We start from the raw sequence: 20078 nt of genomic DNA on the forward strand, positions 1-20078 counted from the left end.
TGCTTCAGGTGTGGGACTCAGCTGGCACCGCGGTGCCTTCCCCTGTGGGGATTTCTCACACGCTGTCTGGCGAGTACGCCGCGACGCCGATGTCCACCCCGGGGTAAGCGGAAGACATCAGGAGTGGCGCACGGAGTCCAGGCGGCGTGTGAGGTTCCGCTACCCGCACCGCCAAGCAAAGTGATGCTGCAATGACCCCTAAAACTGGGACCTGGTGCGGAAGAGCGCTGAGGCGAGGAGGCTTCCCTCTCCTCCCCGCCTCAGCATGGTGTTGCCTGCTCGCGAACACCAACCCCCAGGGTGACGTGGCGCGGCCTCAACCAGTCGCCGGCAGCGGGCGTCGGACTGACTCCCGTGCGCGACATCCGCGCGCCGTTCGCCCAGCTCCGCGGCAACTCCCTCAGGCTAGAGCCGTCGATCATGAGCGTTCCAGTTGTTCCTCGCACAGTCAGCCCCGGTATTCAGGATCGGGTTGCTGCGCCTGGTGCCGACTCCCCCGTAGGATTGGTGGCCGTTCAAGGCGAGACCTGGGGGGATGTGCCGTTGTTGCCCGGCTACGACCACGACGGCGCGGAGCGGCTTCGCGACCTGCAGCGCGACGCCGCTGAGCCCGACGGCGCGGGGCGGCTGCTCGCGCGCTTCGCCGACGAGGTCGAAGGACGGGCGATCCTGTTCGATCCCGCGGGCGACGCGATCGCGGGCTCGCCCGACGGCCCCGTTCCCGACGCGATCGCCGAGATCGCGCGCCGCGTGCGGCTCGGCCTGTCCCGCTCGGCGGTCGAACGCGACGGCCACGAGCAGCTCGCGGCGTTCGCGATCAACGGCGAACCGGACGCGCCGACGCTGGTGATCGCCGGATCGGCGATCGACCGCTTCACCGCGGAGCCGCGGCGCACCGACGCCTTGCGCGTGCTGTCGTTGTCCTGGCAGGCCCAGCACGCGCAGGAGCGGTCGCGGCGCGTCGGCAAGGCCGGCGACCAGATCCGCGAAGCCGTCCTGCACCTGCTGATGGAAGGCCGCCTTCCCACCGCGCACCGCGCCGCGGAGGCGCTCCACGACCCGCTGCCGGACCCGATGCGGGTGTGGGTCGTCGAGGTCGGTTCCCTCGACGAGGGCGAGCGCGACGCGGTCGCCGATGAGCTGGCCCGCATCACCGGCGACCGGGCCTGGATGATCAAGTGCCCGGTCTACAGCGGGCATCTCATCCCGGCGGTCGCCCCGGCGGGGCACGAGCACGAGCAGGCGTGCCTTCGGGAACTGGTGACGAGCGCGAACGCGGGGACCGGCCGGATCAGCGTGGGCATCAGCACGGTGCTGCCGTTGCGCGATTTCGGCACCGGCTACCAGCAGGCGTTCCACGCGCTGGCGCACGCACGGGGCAACGCCGAGGGCTTTGCGAGCTTCCGGCGCAGCCACGACCTCGCGGCCGAGCTCGCCGGCGTCGGCCGGGCATGGGCGCGCGGGGTGCTGTTACCGCTGGAGGAGTTCGAGCCCACGCGCCCCCAGGACCCCACTGGCGACGACCTGCAGGACACGCTCGTGTCGTGGCTGGCGTTCCACCAGCAGGCCACCCGTCACCTGAAGATCCACCGCAACACCCTCAGCGCCCGGTTGCAGAAGATCGGTTCGCTGCTGGGACGCGACCTGCACCGGCTGCCCGACCAGGCCCAGCTGGACCTCGCGCTGCGGCTGCGCGGCGGCCCCGAGGCGCCGCACTCGCCGCGCGACCTCGACGAACTGCTGCGCGGCGAGGAGGTCCGCCGTTGGGCGGAGGTGCTGCTCGCGCCGATGCGGGACTCACCGCGACTGGTCGAGACCGTGCGGGCCTGGCTGCTCGCCGATGCCAAGCCCGGCCTCGCCGCCGAGGCGCTGGGAATCTCCGCCGCGGCGACCCGCAAACGACTGGTCAACGCCGAACAGCTGCTGGAGCGGTCGCTGCTGCACTCGCCCTCGCTGAGCTACGACCTGCACTTCGCGTTCCGCGCGCTCGAGGCGAACCGAGAGCCGGGGGACGAGAAAGTCGTGACCTGAAAAGTGAACCGTAGTAGGCTCGAATACGTTCTCCCGCTTCTTTCCGCTCTGCGGACGGAAATCGAAAAAGGGGAAACGCAAACGAATCCGTGAATGCGCCACTCCGATGGGCGCTCTACCCACGGCGGACACCTCAGCTGGGAAAACGGGAACCCTCTGGCGCGCTGGCGGTTTCACGACGGCCGACTTCCGGAAATGCTCTTGATCGGTCTAGGGTCCAGATCTGAGAGCGCTCTCATGCAGTGCGTTCGACGCATTGGCCATTTCCGGAGGTGCTTGAAACATGACTCCCGTCTCACAACGGCGTGGGCGACGCCGATTCCCGTTCTTCGCGGGATTAGCCGCCGTCGCCGCCGTTTCCGCCGTCGCGCCCAGCGCGGCGGCGATGCCCGGCGCCCAGGAGCAGCCCGCGAAGCCCGCGGCTCCGGCACCCGGCCCCCAGGCTTGCGCGGGGACCGACACCCCGGACTTCGGTCCGAACATGCGGATCTTCGACCCCTCGATGTCGCCGGAGAGCATCCAGAAGCAGCTCGACGACGACTTCAACAACCTCAAGGACACCCTGGGCGACCAGATGTCCGAGGACCGGGTCGCGCACATGTTCAAGCCGGGCGAGTACGCCGTGAACGACAACGTCGGCTACTACACCTCGGTGGCGGGCCTGGGCAAGAACCCGGGTGACGTCACCATCAACGGCAACATCACGGTCGACGCCTTCAACGAGTCCGACGAGGGCAACGCGACGCAGAACTTCTGGCGCTCGGCGGAGAACATGACCGTCAAGCCCAACGGCGCCAATCGCTGGGGCGTGTCGCAGGCCGCGCCGATGCGGCGGATGGACATCCAGGGCGACCTGGACCTGTACCCGGAGAGCTACGGCTGGGCCAGCGGTGGCTACCTCGCCGACACCAAGGTCTCCGGCACCACGGAGTCCTCCTCGCAGCAGCAGTGGTACACCCGCGACTCGCAGCTGGGCGCCTGGGACGGCGGCGTCTGGAACATGACGTTCTCCGGTGTCGCCGGTGCTCCTCCCACCGCGTTCCCGGAGCCGCCGCACACCACGCTGGAGAAGACCCCGGTGTCGGCCGACGTGCCGTACCTGTACGTCGACGACGCGGGCAAGTTCCAGGTGTTCCGCCCGGACGTGCGCACCGATGCCTCCGGTCCGAGCTGGGCGAACGGTGAGACCCCCGGCACGTCGGTGCCGATGAGCCAGTTCTACGTCGCCAAGCCGACCGACACCGCCGCGGACATTAACGCCGCCGTGGAGTCGGGCTGCAACCTCTTCTTCACTCCTGGCGTGTACCACCTGGACGACACGATCCGGATCACCAACCCGGACACGATCGTGCTGGGCGTCGGCTACCCGACCCTGATGCCCGACACCGGCAAGACCGCGATGGAGGTCGCCGACGTCGACGGCGTGCGCATCAAGGGCGTGCTGTTCGACGCGGGCACCCAGAACTCGCCGAGCCTGCTGACCGTGGGCGAGGAGGGCGCTTCGGCGGACCACTCGCAGAACCCCACGATCATGCAGGACGTGTTCTTCCGTCTGGGAGGCACGGTCGCGGGCAAGGCCACCAACAGCCTGATCGTCAACAGCAAGAACGCGGTCATGGACCACATCTGGGCGTGGCGCGCCGACCACGGCAACGAGGGCTCGTTCGGCTGGGACGTCAACCCCGGTGACACGGGCGTGGTGGTCAACGGTGACGACGTGACGGCCACCGGCCTGTTCGTCGAGCACTACAACAAGTACCAGGTCATCTGGAACGGCAACAACGGCAAGACCATCTTCTTCCAGAACGAGATGCCCTACGACGTTCCGGACCAGGCGTCCTACATGAACGACAACGGCTTGGAGGGCTGGGCCGCCTACAAGGTGGGCGACCAGGTCACCAACCACGAGGCGTGGGGGTTGGGCAGCTACTGCTTCTTCAACACCAACCCCGAGGTGAAGAACCACCACGCCTTCGAGGTTCCGGCCGCGGAGGGCGTGAAGTTCCACAGCATGGCGACGGTCTCGCTCAACGAGAAGGGCTCGATCACCCACGTCATCAACGACACGGGCGACGTGACCCCGCCGGAGACGACCCCGTCGAACCTGGCGAACTTCCCGTGATCTGATCCACGGCGATCGAAGTCCGGGCGAGGCCACCACGGCTCGCCCGGACTTCTCTTTGTGCCACCCCGGTCCCCCCATCAGGTGATGTCACGGGCGCTCGCGGTGTTCGCGCCGCCGATTGCTGGGATCTTCGTCCCCACGCCCTGGCACGGAGGCGTCGTCCACCGGAAATCGGTGGACTCCCCGCCCGGGTTGGTGGTCCACTCCCGGTGGTCCAGGACGGACGTTGTCGTGGGGAGAAGGATGTGCCGTTCCGCTCAGGCGCCGGTGCTGCTGGGGATCGGCGCCTTCGTCGTCGGGACCTGCGAGCTCGTTCTGGCCGGCTTGCTGCCCGAGCTCGCGCGGTCGCTGGGAATCGCGGTCGCCACCGCAGGGCAAGTCGTGACGATCTTCGGAGTCACCGCCGCGATCGCGGGACCGGCGCTAGCGGCGGCGACCGTCCGGCGAGGCCCGCAGAGGGTGCTTCTCCTGGCTTTGATCTTCTACCTCCTCGGGACCGCCCTGAGCAGCGCGGCAGGCTCGTTCGTCCTGCTGCTGGGAGCGCAAGTGCTGGCGGCTTGCGGAGCAGGTCTGTTCCTGCCCACGGCGACCGTTGTCGCTGCGGAACTCGTGGAACAGGAACGCCGAGGGCGAGCGGTGGCAACCGTGACGACAGGCATGACCGTGGCCATCGCGATCGGCGCTCCGCTCGGCACCGCGCTCGCGGCGGTGACGGACTGGCGAGTCACGATGGCGACGTTGTCCGCACTCGCTCTCCTGGTGGGTGTCGCGGTTCTCAGGTGGGTTCCGCAGGTGCGGACGAGCGACCACGACGCGATGGGGCTGCGGCAGAGGTGGGCACCACTCGTCGATCGCCGCGTGCTCGCACTGCTGGTGACCACTCTCGTCTCGTTCACGGCCATCTACATCCCCTACACCTACATCTCCGTCGTTCTGGCGGACTCCACGAGAGGAAACGGCTTGTGGCTGGCGGCGGTCATGAGCGTGCTCGGCATCTCCGGGATCGCCGGAAATTTCCTCGCCGGCAGACTCGCGGACCGGTTCGGAGGCCGCCCGGTCGTCGCAGGCGCGTTGCTCGGGCTCATCGCCGTGTTCGTCCTGATTCCCCTCTGGAGCACGACGATCGCGACTTCACTTCTCGCCGCGGCCGCGTACGGGCTGATCGGATTCGGCGTGACCGCCCCGCAGACCTATCGCATCCTGGCGCTCGGAGGACGGACTTCGCTGACGGTAGCGCTCAACGGCGCTGCTCTCTACGTCGCGATCGCGCTCTCCGGCGTGCTCGGCGGTGTCGCCGTCACCGTCCTCGGGCCGAACTCACTCGGACCACTGGCCACTGCGGGCCTCGTCCTCGCCCTGGGCACGTCCGAGCTCGCACACCACCTCACCAGCAACTCCCAAGCGACCGCCCGCACCTGACGAGCCCCTGGAGCGCCCAGTTTTAGTCATAACTGAGCGGACATTTCGGGCGCGGAGGGTCCTCGGTTTGGACTAAAACTGGGATTTGGCCGGTTTTTGGGTCAGGTGGAGTCGCGGATGATGAGCTCTGTGGTGAGGGTGATCGCCGGTTCGACGGGTTCTGCGGCGATGAGGCTTAGGAGTTGGGAGGCGAGGTGGCGGCCGATGCCGTCGACGGGTTGGCGCACCGTGGTCAGCGGCGGATCGGTGTGGGCGGCGCGGGTGATGTCGTCGAAGCCGACCAGCGCCACGTCCTCCGGGACGCGGAATCCGTTCTGCCGCAGCACGTGCAGCGCTCCCTCGGCCATCAGGTCGGAGGCCGCGAACACCCCGTCGACACCGGAGTGCTCCGCGAGCAACCGCGTCATCGCCGCCTCACCGGAGGCGCGGGTGAAGTCGCCGGACGCCACGACGGGTTCCTGCGCACCCTCGATCGCCTCCAGGTACCCGTCGAGGCGGTCCATGCCGGCGATCATGTCCGAAGGCCCGGTGATCGTGGCGATCCGCCGCCGCCCGGTCGCGATCAGGTGCTCCACCGCCGCTCTCGCGCCGCCCCGGTTGTCGACGCCGATGCTGGGCACCTCGACCGGCCCGAGGACGCGCTCGTTGCTGACCACCGGGACCCCGGACTTCGCCAGCGCCCCGGACAGCGGGTCGGTGCCGTGCAGCGAGGCGAGCATGACGCCGTCGACGCGCCCGGCCACGGCGGAGCGCTCGATCCGCTCGCGGCTGGTGGCGGATCCGGCCAGCATCAGCACCAGCTGCTCGTCGGCCGTCTCCAGCTCCTGGCTGACGCCCTGGATGAGACGGGGGAAGAACTGGTCGTCGGAGAACACGCGGGTGGAGGACTCGGGCAGCACCAGCGCGATCAGGCCGGTCCGGTGGGTGACGAGGCTGCGCGCGGCCTGGTTGGGCACGTAGCCGACCTCCGCGATCGCCCGCTCCACCGCCCGCCTGCTGGGCGGGGCGACGGGCTGGTCGTTGATCACCCGCGACGCGGTCGCGCGGGAGACCCCGGCGAGGGCCGCGACCGTCTCCAAGGTCGGCCGCCGATCCCCTCTGCTCATGACCGTTGCCCCCTCGGTGGGTCCGCGCGCTGACGGTGAACGGTACCCAGTCCTGCCGCGCGCGGTCAGCGAACTCGGCGAATCATCCGACGTACCCGTACAGCGGAGGGCGAAAAGCCGCAGAACAGGCGATCTCCGCGAACTTCCGGCGCGCCCCTGGCGAGAAGCGGACAGCCGTCATCCGGAACGTTGACTTCCGCTCGGGATCGAGAAAGCCTGAATCCCGAGAGCGCTCTCGGATCTTCATTCCTCCTAGTTCGGAGAGTGAAACATGACCAGAACCGCAGTGACGCGGCAGTGGCGCCGCGGCGCTCTGGGCCTGCTGACAGCGGGCGCGCTGGCTTCGGCCACCGTCGCAGCCTCGCTCCCGGCGCAGGCCGCCGAGCCGCACCCGGCCGACGTCACCCGGGCCGGAACGCCTCCGCCCGAGGAGTTCTGGGGCGATGTGGCGAGCATTCCCCCGGCGCAGAACGAACTCATGGTCAAGGTCATCAACCAGACCAACGGCCAGTACCCGGACGACCAGGTCTACTGGACGTTCGACGGCGAGACGCACTCCATCGCCGAGCAGCCCTACCTGGACATGCCCGCGAACTCGGCCGGTCGCATGGAGTTCCACGTCGGCGCACCGGACAGCCCGCTGACCGACTTCATCGAGTTCACCGTGGGCGAGAACGTCTTCAACGGCAACACCACGCGCGTGGACGCCTTCGGGTTGAAGCTGGCGATGCGGCTGCACGCCGACGACGGTTTCGACGCGGCGTTCGGCGAGGACTACGAGACGTTCCAGGAGAGCCGCGAGGCGACCTTCCAGAAGTTCCGCGATGAGGTCCCGGAGGAGTTCAAGCACCTCGCCGACGATCCCAACCGGATCATCGCACCGGGCAGCTCGCCGGAGTTCCAGGACGGCGGCGCGCAGGCGGGCTACTTCACCGACTACGCGAACTCGGTCGGCGTGAACGAGACGACGCAGAACATCTTCGGGTGCGCCGGGACGCTGGGCGGCGACGCCAACAAGTGCGCTGCGCTCAACCGGCACGTCGCCGACCTGCCCGAGGACCAGCAGCACGACCCGTCGAAGTTCTACCCGACCGGTCCGGCGAACTACTACGCCCAGTTCTGGCACGACCACAACATCGACGGCAAGGCCTACGGGTTCCCGTACGACGACGTGGCGGAACAGGCCTCCTACGTCTCCCACGAGGGGCCGCAATGGCTGGTCGTGGCCGTGGGTTCCTGACCTCCTAGCTGGAATTCCCAGCAGGAGAACGAGACTCGGGGCGCGTCCGCACCTCCCGCGCGGGCGCGCCCCGGACCTGCTTTAGGCACTGTTCGTGGTCGGTGTCCTGTGGGGGGTGGGGGAAGTTTTCATGAAAACTTCCCCCACCCCCCACAGGACCCGAAACGAGTCCCCACACCTATCAGTCGGTGGCGCGGGTCCACGCTTCTCAGTCCGTGGCTCGGGGCCGTACCAGGGCCGTTGAGAACTCGGCGCAGAGCTCGCCCAGCGCTTGCGGCGCGCTGCGGCAGAGGTTCGGGAAGGCCAGGAAGCCGTGCGGCATGCCGACGTAGGTGGTGGTGCGAACCGGGACCCCGGCGGCCCGCAACGCCTCCCCGTAGCGCAGCCCGTCGTCGCGGATCGGGTCGTGCTCGGCGACCTGGATCAGCGCGGGCGGCAGCCCCTCGTGCGCCGCTTTCAGCGGTGAGGCCAGCGGGTTCGCCGGGTCCTGACCACCGAGGTAGGTGTCCTTCATCTTCGTGGCCTCGGCCGTGGTGATCACCGGCGCGTGGGCCTTCTCCTGCAGCGACGGGCTGCCGAGGGTGAGATCGGTGGCCGGGTAGATCAGGCCCTGGAAGGCGATCTCCGGGCCGGAGCGGTCCCGCGCCAGCAGGCACATCACGGCGGCCAGGTTGCCGCCCGCGCTGTCGCCCATGACCGCGATGCGCTCCGGGTCCGCGCCGAGGTCAGCGGCGCGCGCGGCCACGTCGACCAGCGCCGCGTAGCAGTCCTCCACCGCCGCCGGGAACCGGTGGGCGGGGGCGAGCCGGTAGTCCACCGACACCACGACCGCCCCGACCTCCTGGGCGATGCGGCCGCAGGACCAGTCCCCCATGTCGAGGTTGCCGCCGATGAAACCACCGCCGTGGATGTTGAAGACCAGCGGAAGCGGCTCGGTGGCGTGCATCGGCCGGTACACCCGGATCCCGATCCGGCCCTCGGCGCCGGCGGCGGTGAGGTCGGTGGTGATGATGCCCGGCGGGCGCGCGCCCAGCAGGTAGTCGACGACCTTGTTGCGCGGCAAGGTCTTCCGCTGCCGAGCGAGCAGCTGCTCGTCGGTCATGTCCGTCACGCTGGGTGCCAGGCCGGTCAGCTTCCCGAGCAGCCTGACCCGCAGGTCCATCTCAGCCATGCGAGTTCCTCACGATCAATGGGTCTTGGCGGTGGCGCGCTGCTGCGCTTCGAGGGCTTCGGCCTCGTCACCACCGATGGCTTCCCCGCGCGCGACCAGTCCGGCCACCTCCGACAGCGGGATCTGCTTGAGCAGCAACGACAGCAGGAACGCGAGGACCATGAACGGGATCAGGTACCAGAACACCGGCGCCAGCGCGTCGGCGTAGGCGGCGACGATCGCATCCCGGACGGGTTCGGGCAGCTGCTGCAGCACGTCCGGCGACAGCGACACGGCCGACTGCTCCGCCTGCTGCGCGGAAGCACCGGCACCGGCGAAGATCCCGGTGAGGTTCTCGGTCAGGCGCGTGGAGAAGATCGTGCCGAACACCGCGACGCCGAGCGCGCTGCCGACCTCCCGGAAGTAGTTGTTGGTGCTGGTCGCCGTGCCGAGCATCGCCGGATCGACCGAGTTCTGCACCACCAGCACCACGACCTGCATGATCAGGCCCAGGCCGGCGCCGAAGACGAACAGGAACACGCACAGCAGCCACACCGGGGTGTCGGCCGACAGCGTGGTCATCGCGAGCATCCCACCGCCGGTGATCAGCGTGCCCAGGATCGGATACACCTTGTAGCGACCGGTTTTGGTGATCAGCGCACCGGAGGTGATCGAGGTCAGCATCAGCCCGGCCATCATCGGCAGCATCGCCATGCCCGACACCGCCGCCGAGGTCCCGGTGGACATCTGCAGGAACGTGGGCAGGAAGCCCAGCGCCGCGAACATGCCCAGGCCGAGCACGAGCCCGATGCTGGTGGCGTTGACGAAGATGGGGTTGCGGAACAGCGACAGCGGGATGACCGGGTCGCTCGCCCTGGACTCGACCAGCACGAACAGCGCCGTGGCGACGACCATGCCTGCTGCCCAGAGCCACGTCTCCGGAGCGCTCCAGCCGTGCGCAGCGTCGCCGCCGAAGTCGGTGAAGAAGATCAGGCTCGTGGTGGCCAGCGCCAGCAGCACGACGCCGGGGACGTCCAGCGGCTTGGTGGCCTTCTTGCTGGGCAGCGTCAGCGCGAAGTAGGTGATGGCGAACGCCGCGATGCCGATCGGGATGTTGATGTAGAAGGCCCAGTGCCAGGACATGTGGTCGACGAAGAACCCGCCGAGCAGCGGTCCCCCGACCGCGGCCAGGCCGAAGATGCCGCCGAGCGGTCCGAGGTACTTGCCGCGCTCGCTCGCGGGCACGATGTCGGCGATGATCGCCTGCGAGAGGATCATCAGACCGCCGCCGCCGAGGCCCTGCGCGGCGCGGAAGATCACGAAGGTCCAGAAGTCGCCGGCCACGGCGCAGCCGATCGAGGCCAGCGTGAACAGCGCGATGGCGATCAGGAACAGCTTGCGCCTGCCGAGCACGTCGCCGAACTTGCCGTAGATCGGCATGACGATGGTGGTGGCCAGCAGGTAGGCGGTGGTGATCCACGCCTGGTGCGCGACGCCGCCGAGGTCGCCGACGATCGTGGGCATGGCGGTGGACACGATGGTCTGATCGAGGCTGGCCAGCAGCATGCCCGCGATCAGCGCGCTGAAGATGATCCAGATCCGCCGTTGGGTGAGGAGTAACTTCGGTTCGGTGTCGGTCATCGGGTCCCTCCGGTGAGCGTGGCGGCGAAGACCTCGCGAGCTGCCACCAAGCGGCGTTGCATGATCGTGTTCAGCGGATCGGGGTTGTCCGGTTCGAGGAACTGCCCCATGCAGGCGCCCGCGAGCGCGCTCACCAGCTGGACGACGACGGCCGCCCGGAGATCACCTTCCGGAAGGCCTTCTCGCGCCCGCACCAGGTCGATGTCGGCACGCTCGCGGGTGCGGACGTGCTCGAACAGCCGTGAGAGCAGCCGGGGTTCCCGGTCCGTCGCGGTGACCAGGTCGGCGACGTGCTCGGGGGTGAGCCCGACCTCGGTCCAGCGATCGACCTGGAGCGCGGCGTAGTCGTCGAGCAGGCTCGCCGACACCCCGGGCTCCTCGGGTTCGCCGCCCGAGATGAACCGTTCCTCGATCTCGTGCTGGTCCCACAACGTTGTGAACCCCAGTACCGCGTCCTCCTTGGACGCGAAGTAGTTGAAGAAGGTGCGTCTGGAGATCCCGGCCTCGTCGCAGATCTCGTCCACGGTGAAGCCGGACAGCCCGTCGTCGGCCGTGCGGCGGCGCGCGGCGGCGGTCAGCGAGTGGGCCGTGTGGACCCGACGCTTCGAAGCAGGAGTTGCACCATCAGACACGGAGTGCATTATTGCACTATCGGCTCCAGCGTGCAGAACCGGTTGGCCTGATGCGCCGTTGCGGAGTGCGGCGGTAGCGGTTGTTGCAGATGCGGGACTCGGTCCGCACCGCCGAGCAACGCGATCCTGGAACAGCTTCTGAGGTAGAACTGTGCGCATGGTGGACGCCATCGGCACCGGCCTGGGCAGTCTCGGGTACCGGTTCAACATGATCGCCAGGCAGGCGCGCGCGAACTTCGAGCAGCGGCTCGGCGAGGCCGGGGCGAGCTTCACGACCTGGACGATCCTGGAAGCCCTCACCGTGCACGGGCCGCTGATCCAACGCGATCTCGCCGGATCGCTGCACGTCAGCGGGCAGACGCTGGCCCGCCAGGTGGATCGGCTGGTCGACAGCGGCTGGCTGGTGCGCGGGGAGGCGGAGGGCGACCGCCGCGCCGTGCGCCTGCACCTCACCGGCGAGGGCCGCGCCGCCCACCACCGCCTGCAACGGGCCTCCCGCAAGGCGAACGAACAGCTGGTCACCGGCCTGTCCGCCGAGGAGATCGACGTCCTCGACGACCTGCTGGCCCGCCTCGCCCGGAACTTCGGCTGAGGCGTTGACTTCGACCGCGCTCGAGGTGTGAAGCCGGTGCCATGACCGGTTCCTGGGGTGTGGAAGCACTCGACCTCGACGCGTACCTCGCTCGCGTGGAGCAGCCCGCGGCACCGCCGACCGCCGAGGCGCTCGCCGCCCTGCACGAGGCGCACGTGCGCACGATCCCGTTCGAGAACGTCGACCCCGCTCGCGGGCTCAGGCCGAGCCTCGACCTGGAGGCGATCGCGGCGAAACTGGTCGGCAGGCGACGCGGCGGCTACTGCTTCGAGCACGGCCTGCTGTTCGCCGCCGCGCTGGAACGCCTCGGCTACGACGTCTCCCGCCGGGCCGCACGCGTCCAGCCGCACCACAACGGCCCTCGGACGCACATGAACCTCGTCGTCACCGTCGACGGCACCGAGCACCTCGCCGACGTCGGGTTCGGCGCCGGTGTGCTGCGGCCGATGCCCCTGGAGGACGGCACGGTCGTCGACCAGGCGGGCTGGGAGCACCGCCTGGTCCGCGACGGGCGCACCTGGACGCTGGAGAAAGCGACCTCCGACGGCTGGGAACCGCTGCACGCCTTCGACGATCAGCCGCAGCGCCTCATCGACTACGAGGTCTACAACCACTACACGGCCACGCATCCCGACTCGCCGTTCACCGGCAAGCTCGTCGTGATGCGCCTCGATCACGGCCTCAGCCGCAAGCTCATCGGCACCACGCTCGTCGTCGAACGCCCGGACGGCTCGCAGGAGGCGACGCCGGTCGCCGACGTCGCGGAAGCGCTCCGCTCCCTGGACGTCGACCTCACCGAGGACGAACTCGCGGACCTCCAGGCCCCATCACCGTGATGGCAATGGGGTCGGCTCAGACGAGCTGCTCCAGGTCTTCGACGATCTTCGACAGCGGCGGCAGGGCCAGGGTGCGGCGCTGGACACCGCGAGCGGCGCTGCGGAACGACGGTTCTTCCAGCACCTTCGACACCGCCTCGTGGAGAGCCGGCACGGTGGCGTCCTCGATGTTGAGCGCCAGACCCGCGCCGAGTTCGACGACGCGCGCGGCGTTGTCGGGCTGTTCGGCGAACATCGGCAGGCCCACCAGCGGGACACCGGCGTAGAGGGATTCGCGGGTGCTGTTGAACCCGCAGTGGCTGATGAACGCGTCGCAGGCGGGGAGCAGCGTCTGCTGCTGGACGAACGAAGTCAGGTGCACGTTCTCCGCCCGCACCCCGGACCAGTCCCGCGGATCGCGGTGGGCGCCCAGCGCGACCACACCGGTGACCGGGAGCTTCCCGAGGACCTCGATGATCGTCTCCAGCAGCGCGGGACGTTCGCCCAGCATCGCCGGGGCGTTGGAGCCGAGGCTCGCCAGCACCAGCGGCCGGTCCGGCAGGTCGGCGATCTCCGGGTCCAGCTGCTGCTCGTCGCCGCTCGGGACCCGGTAGTGCCGCGCGGAGTCCAGGCGCGCGCCCTGCGGGTAGTAGACGTCCGGGATCACGCCCGCGCGGAAGGTGTGCATCGGCTGCCACGGGTCCTCGATCGGCGCGAGCCCGAAGCGCTCACGACCGGCGTTGACCTCGTCCAGGATCTCGCCGTAGGGCGCCATCGGCCCGATGTCGAGGACGGCGCTGGGCACGCCCCACTTCTCGGCCGCGAAGTAGCCGCCGAACTCGGTCGCTTCGCGGATCACCAGGTCCGGCCGATCGGCGGACTCCAGAAGCCGTTCCCCGAAACGGGTTCCGAGCAGGTTGACGAAGTTGCGGCCGAAGACGTCCGGCGTCACGCCGATCGTCTCCACGCCGCGCTTGGCGGCGTTCTCGGGCGTGAATCCCGTTGCGCCGTACCGATCCGGGTCCGCGGCGAGGTCGTGCATGCTCAGCAGGTCGGGCAGCGGCAGCGGTGTGAGGCCGGCGCTCTCGATGGTGCCGGCCATCGCCTCGCTGGTGGCGACGACGACCTCGTGCCCGGCGTCGCGCAGCTGCCTGCCGACCGGCAGCATGAGCGGCACGAGGTGCGAGTACGCGGGCATGGCTGTCAGGAGGATGCGCAAGGTCAATCCCATTCGGCCGGGTTCGCAGGCAAACTAGACAGCATGCTGTCTAGTTGCGACGGTACACCCGCCGCTCAGCGCTCGTGACGCGGAACCACGGCGTAGACCGCGAGATCCTTCGGCGTCCCCTTCGCCCGGAACCGGCGGCTGCGCGTGACGTAGCGGCCGCGGTCGACGGCCTCCAGCACCTGCTGGGTGACCAGCACTTCCCCACCGCCTGCGGCGTCGGCGACCCGAGCGGCGATGTTGACGTCCACGCCGATGTAGTCCTGGTCGACCTTGCGCGGCTGCCCCCGGTGCAGCCCCACCCGAAGCGAGGGGCGATATCCGTCGTGGTTGAGCGCGCTGACCGCCGACCCCAGCGCCGCCGCGGCCTCGATCGCCGCGTCAGCGCTGGAGAACGCGACCATGACACCGTCACCGAGCGACTTGACCACGGTTCCGCCGTAGCCGGTCACCACGTCCTCGCTGACGTCGAAGAACTCCCGGAGCAGCCGGAGGACCTGCTCGTCACCGGCCCGCAGCGCCCAGGTCGAGAAACCGACCAGATCGGTGAACATGATCGTCACCGGACCGTCGGCGTCCTTCTTCGTCAGCGCCTGCCAGGCCTGGAGGGTCACGAGCCCCAGCTCGCGCACGGCGCTGGGCCGATCCCCGGCGGCCTGCAGCATCAGCCGAGCCACCCGATCGGAAGGCCTCCCGGAAGCCGGGTAGGCGGGCTCGCCGGATCCCGGCAGCATCCGCCGGACCCCGCGCAGCGTTCCCACCACGCGCCGGCTCTCGTTGACCTGCCGCGCTCGATCCCCGGCACGACCCCAGAAGCCCGCAAGCCGCGACCCATCGACCATCACGCGAACCCCTCACACCCGACCACTCGCCGCCCACACCCTACTGTTAAGTAGGTTGCGTGCGGCCACACCTCCTCTCCGGGTGAAGTGTTCGATCTCCACGGAAGTCCCGACTCCCAGTCGGGACGCCACCGGCGGGGGTGACGCGGTGGATTGACATGCAAGTCGTTGCTTGCCTATCGTCGCCGGTGTGGATGACGCCGTGTTCAAGGCTCTGGCTGATCCGACGCGGCGCACGATCCTCGACGAGCTGACCGAACAGAACGGGCAGACACTGTTCGAGATCTGCGCGCGCCTGGCAACCAAGCACGGGCTCGCCTCCTCGCGGCAAGCGATCTCGCAGCACCTCGACGCCCTCGAGGCCGCGGGCCTGGTCAGGACGCGCCGGGACGGCCGCTACAAGTTCCACCACATCGACACCGCACCGCTCGAACCGATCGTCGAGCGGTGGCTCAGGGAAAGGCCGGGCACATGAGGATCAACCTGCACAGCATGATGGTCGACGACCAGGAGAAGGCCCTGCGCTTCTACGCCGACGTCCTCGGCTTCCAGGTCAAGCACGACATCCCGATGGGCGAGTTCCGCTGGATCACGCTCGTCTCGCCCGAGGAGCCGAACGGCACCGAACTCGTCCTCGAACCCGACCAGCACCCGGCGGCCAAGCCCTTCAAGGAAGCCCTGGTAGCCGACGGGATCCCGTTCACCTCCTTCGCGGTCGAGGACGTCCAGGCCGAGTACGACCGCCTCACCGCCCTGGGCGTCCGCTTCACCCAGCCGCCCACCGACATGGGGCCGGTCACCACCGCGGTCCTCGACGACACCTGCGGCAACCTCCTCCAGATCGCCCACGAGAAGTGAGCGCCTGACCAGGACGCGTTCGAACAGGGCCTGACCGGCTCAGGTGGTTCGGTTGAGGGCTCGGTCGAGGTCGCGCCAGAGGTCTTCCGGGGATTCGAGACCGACCGACAGGCGGAGCAGCGCGTCCGGGATGCCGCCTGCCGCGCGGTCCTGCGGGGCGACGATGTGGTGTGACAGCGATGCCGGGTGCTGCAGCAGCGTGTCGGTGCTGCCGAGGCTGACCGCCGGGGTGATCAGGCGGACCGCCGAAATCACCTCGTGCGGCGGGGTTTCCGCTTCGAACGACAGCATCGCACCGCCGGCGGCGAGCTGGCCGAGCTTGCTCGGGTCCGGGTAGTGCACGGCGCTGACCTTCGGGTGCGCGAGCAGGCGTTCCGCGAGAACCGCTGCGGTGGCCGACGATCGCTCCATGCGGACCGGCAGCGTGGCCAAGCCGCGCTGCAGGAGGTACGCCGCCGAGGGGTGCAGCACTCCGCCCGTGGCGATGCGGACCTGGCGCAGGCGCCGGGCGAATTCCTCCGCGCAGGTCACCACACCACCCATGGCGTCCCCGTGCCCGCCGAGGAACTTCGTCGCGCTGTGCAGGACCACGGCGGCGCCGAAGTCGGTGGGGCGCTGCAGAGCCGGTGTGGCGAAGGTGTTGTCGACGAGCACCGGAACGCCACCTGCGGCGTCCGCGACAGCGCGGATGTCGATCTCCGCGAGCGTCGGGTTGGCCGGGCTCTCGACGATGACCAGGCCGGTCTCCGGCCGGATGGCGGCACCGACGTCCGCCGGGTCCGCCCAGGTGATCTGGTTGCCCAGCAGTCCGGACGCGATGAGGTGGTCGCTGGTGCCGTAGAGCGGCCTCGCCGCCACGACGTGCGGACGACCGGCTGCGACGGTGGCGAGCAGGCACGCCGACAGCGCCGCCATGCCCGAGGCGAAGGCGACACCGGACTCGCAGCCTTCGAGCTCGGCGATGGCTCCCTCGAACCGGGCGACCGTCGGGTTGCCCAGCCGGGCGTAGATCGGCGTGCCCGTCACCTGGGCTCCTGTGGTCATCACGTCGAGGCGCTCGGCCTCGTCCCTGCTGTCCCGGCTGGGATAGGTCGTCGAGAGGTCCAGCGGAACGGCGTGCAGGCCCTGATCGGTGAGGTCGTCGCGGCCGGCGTGCACGGCACGGGTCCAAAACGTCTGTTCGGTCACCGCACGAGGATCAGCGGTCCTCCGGCGCCGCGGTCGGATCTCCGGATGAACGTCGGCCGAGGGCGGTGTTGATCCGCGTTGGTCCGGCCGCACCGGTCTGAGAGCGCGTTCATCCGGCGATCGTCCGGTCAGCCCTCGGCGCCGGGCGGCAGCAGCGGGCCACCGCGCCACTGGTGGAAGATCAAGTGGGTGTGCACCATGACGACCTCGTCGCGCGCGGTGAGCTCGTCCAGCACCAGCCTCTGCAGGTCGGCGGCGTCGACGACGGTCACGTGGATGAGGAAGTCGTCCGGTCCGGTCAGGTGGTACAGGTGCCGCGTCTCGGGCTGGGCGAGGACGTGCTGCACGAACGGGTCCACGAGCGGACGCCGGTGCGGGTGAACGCGCACCGCCAGCATCGCCTCCAGCGGGCGGCCGACCGCGCTCGGTTCGATCCGCACCGCCGATCCGCGCATCACCCCCGCGTCCCGGAGACGCGCCAACCGGTCCGAGCAGGTCGAGGTCGCGATGCCCGTTCTCGCCGCCAGCTCGCGGTTGGTCATCCGGGCGTCCTCCTGCAACGCCCGCAGCAAGCGCATGTCCACGACGTCCAGTTCCACCTGTGCAGCCACGGGCCGCAGCGTACGGGGGCGCCAGGATTTTGACGGATTCTTGACGGCTGATCGCCGGTCGCGGGCCTAGCATCTGGGCATCGGCCCTTCGGTCGTGGTGTGCCGGGAAGTCTGGTCGGCGTTGTAATGGTGTTCGCCGTTCGGACTGGAGTGGTGATGGTGACCGGCAACGACTCGCAGGTTCTCGAACTCGCGCAGGTCGACGCGAGGATGCTCGGACTGGTCGGCGGCAAGGCCGCCGGGCTCGGTGAGCTGATCGGAGCAGGGTTCCGCGTGCCCGACGGGTTCTGCCTGACGACCCGGGCGCACGCGACCGGCGAGATCCCCGAGCGGGAAGTCCTCGACGCCTACCGGCGGCTGGGCGGCGGAGCGGTGGCGGTGCGGTCCAGCGCGACCGCCGAAGACCTGGCCGACGCGAGCTTCGCCGGGCAGCAGGACACGTTCCTCAACGTCAGCGGCGAGCAGGAGCTGCTGTCGGCGATCCGCCGCTGCTGGGACTCGCTGCACTCGGAGCGGGCCGTCGCCTACCGCGAGGCCAACGAGATCGGTACCGACGTGCTGATGGCCGTCGTCGTGCAGCGGATGGTCGACGCGAAGACCGCGGGCGTGCTGTTCACCGCCAACCCGCTGACCGGCACGCGCTCCGAGATGGTCGTCGACGCAGCGCCCGGCCTGGGCGACGTGGTCGTCGACGGGTCGGTCATCGCCGACCACTACGTCCTCGACGGAACACCGCAGCGCACCGACGGATGTCTGGACGCAGCGCAGCTCGACGCGCTGCGGGACGCGGGGTCCCGCGTGCAGGAGAGCTTCGGCGCGCCGCAGGACATCGAGTGGGCCATCGACCAGGACGGGCAGCTGTGGCTGCTGCAGTCGCGCGCCATCACGACGCTGTTCCCGCTCCCGCCGCAGACCGGTGAGCTGCGGGCGTACTTCGAGATGGGGCACATGCAGGGCATGCTGCGGCCCTTCACCCCGGCCGGGATGTCCGCTATGACGCACGGCGCGAAGCTGTGGATGGACTCGGCCGGGCTCTCCGGTGGCGCGTTCGGCGACGCGATGGGCATCGTGCCCGTCGGCGACCGGCTGTTCATGGACTTCTCAAGCATGCTGCGCAACAAGCGGTTCCGCTCCCGGCTGCCGCAGATGATGGAGGTCTACGGCCCGCGCAACGTCGAGATCGTGCAGCGGCTGCTCACCGATCCCCGCTTCGCCCCGACCACCAGCCGGCTGCCGTTCCCGGTCGCTCCGCTGCTGAAGAAGAGCCTCACGGTCGTGCCCAAGGCGAAGTGGGAACTCCTCCGCACGCTGGTCGATCCGGACGCGACCCGGGAACGCGCCTTCCGCGCGACCGAGCAGCTCAAGCACCAGGCCAGGGCTCCGGAGTTCGCGAACTCGGAGCAGCGGTTGCGCTTCGCCGAGGAGGTGCAGCGCGGCTTCATGACCGCCACCGAGGTGATCTGGCCGCTGTTCTTCGGCATCCTCCTCGGCCAGATGCCGAAGTCGCTGCTCAAGGGCGTCGCCACGACCGCCGAGCTGGACACCGTCCTGGGCGGGCTGCCGCACAACGTCACCACCGAGATGGACCTGGCGCTGTGGCGGCTGACGGCCGCCCTCGACGAGGACGCCCGGGAGCTGCTGCGCAGCACACCGGCGGAAGAGCTCACCGAGCGCTACCGCGCGGGCGAACTGCCCGACCTCGGCGTGGACGACTTCCTCGCGCGCTACGGCCACCGCGCTCCGGCGGAGGTGGACGTCGGCGTGCCGCGCTGGTCGGAGGACCCGACGCAGATCTTCGCGACCATCGCCGGCTACCTGCGGATCAGCGACCCCGAGCAGGCGCCCGACCGCCGGTTCGAGCAGTCCGCGGCACGCGCCGAGGCCATGATCGACGAGCTCTTCGAGCGCGCCCGCCGGAAGCGCCCGGTCCGAGCCCACCTCGCCCGCTTCTGCATGCGCCGCTCGCGCAAGCTCACCGGGCTGCGCGAACTCGGCAAGTTCGCGTGGCTGTACTCGCTGCAGGCGGTGCGCGAGCAGTTGCTGGCCATCGGCGAGGACCTCAGCGGGCGGGGTCTGCTGGCGCGGCCCGGCGACGTGATGTTCCTGGAGCTCGACGAGATCCGCGCCGCCGTGCGCGGTTCCGACCAGCGGGAGCTGGCCGCGGAGCGGAAGTCCCGCTACGACAGGGAGGTCCGTCGTCGGGTCGTTCCGATCGCGGTGCTCTCCGACGGCACCGACCTGGAGGCCACCGCCCCCGCCACGCCCGCAGCGGACGGTGCGATGACCGGGGTCGGGGCGTCTCCGGGCAAGGTCACCGGGCCGGCCCGCGTCGTGCACGACCCCGCGAACGCGCGGATCGAACCCGGCGAGATCCTCGTGGCCACCACCACCGACCCCGGCTGGACACCGCTGTTCATGACGGCTGCCGGGCTGGTCACCGAGACCGGTTCGCCCATGGCGCACGGCCCGACGGTGGCGCGCGAGTACGGCATCCCGGCGGTGATCTGCGTCCGCCACGCCACCACGGACATCACCACCGGCCAGGTCATCACCGTCGACGCGGCCTCGGGGACGGTCACACCGCGATGAGCTTGCCCGCGCGG

At 69.6% G+C, this 20078-nt stretch carries 17 protein-coding genes; 9 read left to right on the forward strand and 8 right to left on the reverse strand.

Annotation, left to right across the window (positions count from 1 at the left end; all coding sequences use genetic code 11):
• Nucleotides 1-507: 507 nt before the first annotated feature.
• The 3 genes from FHU35_RS05715 (at nt 508) to FHU35_RS05725 (ending at nt 5575) form a co-directional block, all read left to right on the forward strand.
• Nucleotides 508-2031 (forward strand): PucR family transcriptional regulator, encoded by a 1524-nt coding sequence (locus tag FHU35_RS05715; protein WP_145737298.1) that lies wholly within the window; start codon nt 508-510, stop codon nt 2029-2031.
• A 283-nt stretch (nt 2032-2314) separates the two neighbouring features.
• Entirely contained in the window at nt 2315-4153 is a 1839-nt protein-coding gene (locus FHU35_RS05720) for a hypothetical protein (RefSeq protein ID WP_145737299.1), read from the forward strand.
• A 246-nt stretch (nt 4154-4399) separates the two neighbouring features.
• The gene (locus FHU35_RS05725) at nt 4400-5575 is read left to right on the forward strand and encodes an MFS transporter (protein WP_186459272.1); all 1176 of its coding nucleotides are present in this window, start codon (nt 4400-4402) and stop codon (nt 5573-5575) included.
• A gap of 101 nt (nt 5576-5676) precedes the next feature.
• Here FHU35_RS05725 and FHU35_RS05730 read toward each other — a convergent pair whose 3' ends face one another.
• Complete coding sequence (locus FHU35_RS05730) at nt 5677-6681, reverse strand: LacI family DNA-binding transcriptional regulator (RefSeq protein WP_145737301.1); 1005 nt, start codon at nt 6679-6681, stop codon at nt 5677-5679.
• A 271-nt stretch (nt 6682-6952) separates the two neighbouring features.
• Between FHU35_RS05730 and FHU35_RS05735 the strand changes: the two genes are divergently transcribed.
• On the forward strand, nt 6953-7921 hold the full coding sequence (locus tag FHU35_RS05735) for a glycoside hydrolase family 64 protein (protein ID WP_145737302.1): 969 nt from the start codon (nt 6953-6955) through the stop codon (nt 7919-7921).
• Between the two features lie 208 nt (nt 7922-8129).
• On the opposite strand, the gene FHU35_RS05740 is transcribed toward FHU35_RS05735, so the two are convergent.
• The 3 genes from FHU35_RS05740 to FHU35_RS05750 are packed head-to-tail and all read right to left on the reverse strand — an operon-like array spanning nt 8130 to nt 11344.
• A complete protein-coding gene (locus FHU35_RS05740) occupies nt 8130-9092 on the reverse strand; it encodes an alpha/beta hydrolase (RefSeq protein ID WP_145737303.1) in 963 nt (320 codons plus the stop codon).
• A 15-nt stretch (nt 9093-9107) separates the two neighbouring features.
• Nucleotides 9108-10712: an MDR family MFS transporter gene (locus FHU35_RS05745; protein WP_145737304.1), complete on the reverse strand. Its 1605-nt coding sequence runs from the start codon at nt 10710-10712 to the stop codon at nt 9108-9110.
• Entirely contained in the window at nt 10709-11344 is a 636-nt protein-coding gene (locus tag FHU35_RS05750; protein WP_246110089.1) for a TetR/AcrR family transcriptional regulator, read from the reverse strand. The genes FHU35_RS05745 and FHU35_RS05750 overlap by 4 nt, the downstream gene beginning before the upstream one ends.
• Before the next feature lie 157 nt (nt 11345-11501).
• On the opposite strand from FHU35_RS05750, the gene FHU35_RS05755 reads away from it, so the two are divergent.
• Nucleotides 11502-11936: a MarR family winged helix-turn-helix transcriptional regulator gene (locus FHU35_RS05755; protein ID WP_145737306.1), complete on the forward strand. Its 435-nt coding sequence runs from the start codon at nt 11502-11504 to the stop codon at nt 11934-11936.
• 41 nt (nt 11937-11977) lie between these two features.
• Nucleotides 11978-12772 (forward strand): arylamine N-acetyltransferase family protein, encoded by a 795-nt coding sequence (locus FHU35_RS05760; protein WP_145737307.1) that lies wholly within the window; start codon nt 11978-11980, stop codon nt 12770-12772.
• Between the two features lie 16 nt (nt 12773-12788).
• Here FHU35_RS05760 and FHU35_RS05765 read toward each other — a convergent pair whose 3' ends face one another.
• Together FHU35_RS05765 and FHU35_RS05770 are read right to left on the reverse strand one after the other, a co-directional pair.
• Nucleotides 12789-13970, reverse strand: coding sequence for a glycosyltransferase (locus tag FHU35_RS05765; protein WP_145737308.1), 1182 nt, complete (start codon nt 13968-13970; stop codon nt 12789-12791).
• A 74-nt stretch (nt 13971-14044) separates the two neighbouring features.
• Nucleotides 14045-14818, reverse strand: coding sequence for an adenylate/guanylate cyclase domain-containing protein (locus FHU35_RS05770; RefSeq protein WP_145737309.1), 774 nt, complete (start codon nt 14816-14818; stop codon nt 14045-14047).
• A gap of 190 nt (nt 14819-15008) precedes the next feature.
• Here FHU35_RS05770 and FHU35_RS05775 point away from each other — a divergent pair, with 190 nt between their 5' ends.
• Together FHU35_RS05775 and FHU35_RS05780 are read left to right on the forward strand one after the other, a co-directional pair.
• The gene (locus FHU35_RS05775) at nt 15009-15293 is read left to right on the forward strand and encodes an ArsR/SmtB family transcription factor (protein WP_145737310.1); all 285 of its coding nucleotides are present in this window, start codon (nt 15009-15011) and stop codon (nt 15291-15293) included.
• Nucleotides 15290-15676 carry a VOC family protein gene (locus tag FHU35_RS05780; RefSeq protein ID WP_145737311.1) on the forward strand — a complete coding sequence of 129 codons (387 nt, stop codon included), beginning with the start codon at nt 15290-15292 and terminating at the stop codon, nt 15674-15676. The genes FHU35_RS05775 and FHU35_RS05780 overlap by 4 nt, the downstream gene beginning before the upstream one ends.
• A 39-nt stretch (nt 15677-15715) precedes the next feature.
• Here FHU35_RS05780 and FHU35_RS05785 read toward each other — a convergent pair whose 3' ends face one another.
• Both FHU35_RS05785 and FHU35_RS05790 read right to left on the reverse strand, forming a co-directional pair.
• Complete coding sequence (locus FHU35_RS05785; protein WP_222429283.1) at nt 15716-16864, reverse strand: trans-sulfuration enzyme family protein; 1149 nt, start codon at nt 16862-16864, stop codon at nt 15716-15718.
• A 128-nt stretch (nt 16865-16992) separates the two neighbouring features.
• The gene (locus tag FHU35_RS05790; RefSeq protein WP_145737312.1) at nt 16993-17475 is read right to left on the reverse strand and encodes an Lrp/AsnC family transcriptional regulator; all 483 of its coding nucleotides are present in this window, start codon (nt 17473-17475) and stop codon (nt 16993-16995) included.
• A gap of 156 nt (nt 17476-17631) precedes the next feature.
• On the opposite strand from FHU35_RS05790, the gene FHU35_RS05795 reads away from it, so the two are divergent.
• Nucleotides 17632-20064, forward strand: a complete 2433-nt coding sequence (locus tag FHU35_RS05795; RefSeq protein WP_145737313.1) for a PEP/pyruvate-binding domain-containing protein — start codon at nt 17632-17634, stop codon at nt 20062-20064.
• Nucleotides 20065-20078 lie beyond the last annotated feature (14 nt).

Origin of the sequence: Saccharopolyspora dendranthemae (assembly GCF_007829955.1) — a bacterium.
Taxonomy (GTDB): domain Bacteria; phylum Actinomycetota; class Actinomycetes; order Mycobacteriales; family Pseudonocardiaceae; genus Saccharopolyspora; species Saccharopolyspora dendranthemae.

Bases quoted from the DNA above. Each gene is read 5' to 3' on its own strand.
- FHU35_RS05735 (WP_145737302.1), top strand. From the start codon at position 6,953: ATGACCAGAACCGCAGTGACGCGGCAGTGGCGCCGCGGCGCTCTGGGC.
- FHU35_RS05720 (WP_145737299.1), top strand. From the start codon at position 2,315: ATGACTCCCGTCTCACAACGGCGTGGGCGACGCCGATTCCCGTTCTTC.
- FHU35_RS05725 (WP_186459272.1), top strand. From the start codon at position 4,400: ATGTGCCGTTCCGCTCAGGCGCCGGTGCTGCTGGGGATCGGCGCCTTC.
- FHU35_RS05770 (WP_145737309.1), bottom strand. From the start codon at position 14,818: ATGGTCGATGGGTCGCGGCTTGCGGGCTTCTGGGGTCGTGCCGGGGAT.
- FHU35_RS05795 (WP_145737313.1), top strand. From the start codon at position 17,632: ATGGTGACCGGCAACGACTCGCAGGTTCTCGAACTCGCGCAGGTCGAC.
- FHU35_RS05760 (WP_145737307.1), top strand. From the start codon at position 11,978: ATGACCGGTTCCTGGGGTGTGGAAGCACTCGACCTCGACGCGTACCTC.
- FHU35_RS05730 (WP_145737301.1), bottom strand. From the start codon at position 6,681: ATGAGCAGAGGGGATCGGCGGCCGACCTTGGAGACGGTCGCGGCCCTC.
- FHU35_RS05780 (WP_145737311.1), top strand. From the start codon at position 15,290: ATGAGGATCAACCTGCACAGCATGATGGTCGACGACCAGGAGAAGGCC.
- FHU35_RS05755 (WP_145737306.1), top strand. From the start codon at position 11,502: ATGGTGGACGCCATCGGCACCGGCCTGGGCAGTCTCGGGTACCGGTTC.
- FHU35_RS05740 (WP_145737303.1), bottom strand. From the start codon at position 9,092: ATGGCTGAGATGGACCTGCGGGTCAGGCTGCTCGGGAAGCTGACCGGC.
- FHU35_RS05745 (WP_145737304.1), bottom strand. From the start codon at position 10,712: ATGACCGACACCGAACCGAAGTTACTCCTCACCCAACGGCGGATCTGG.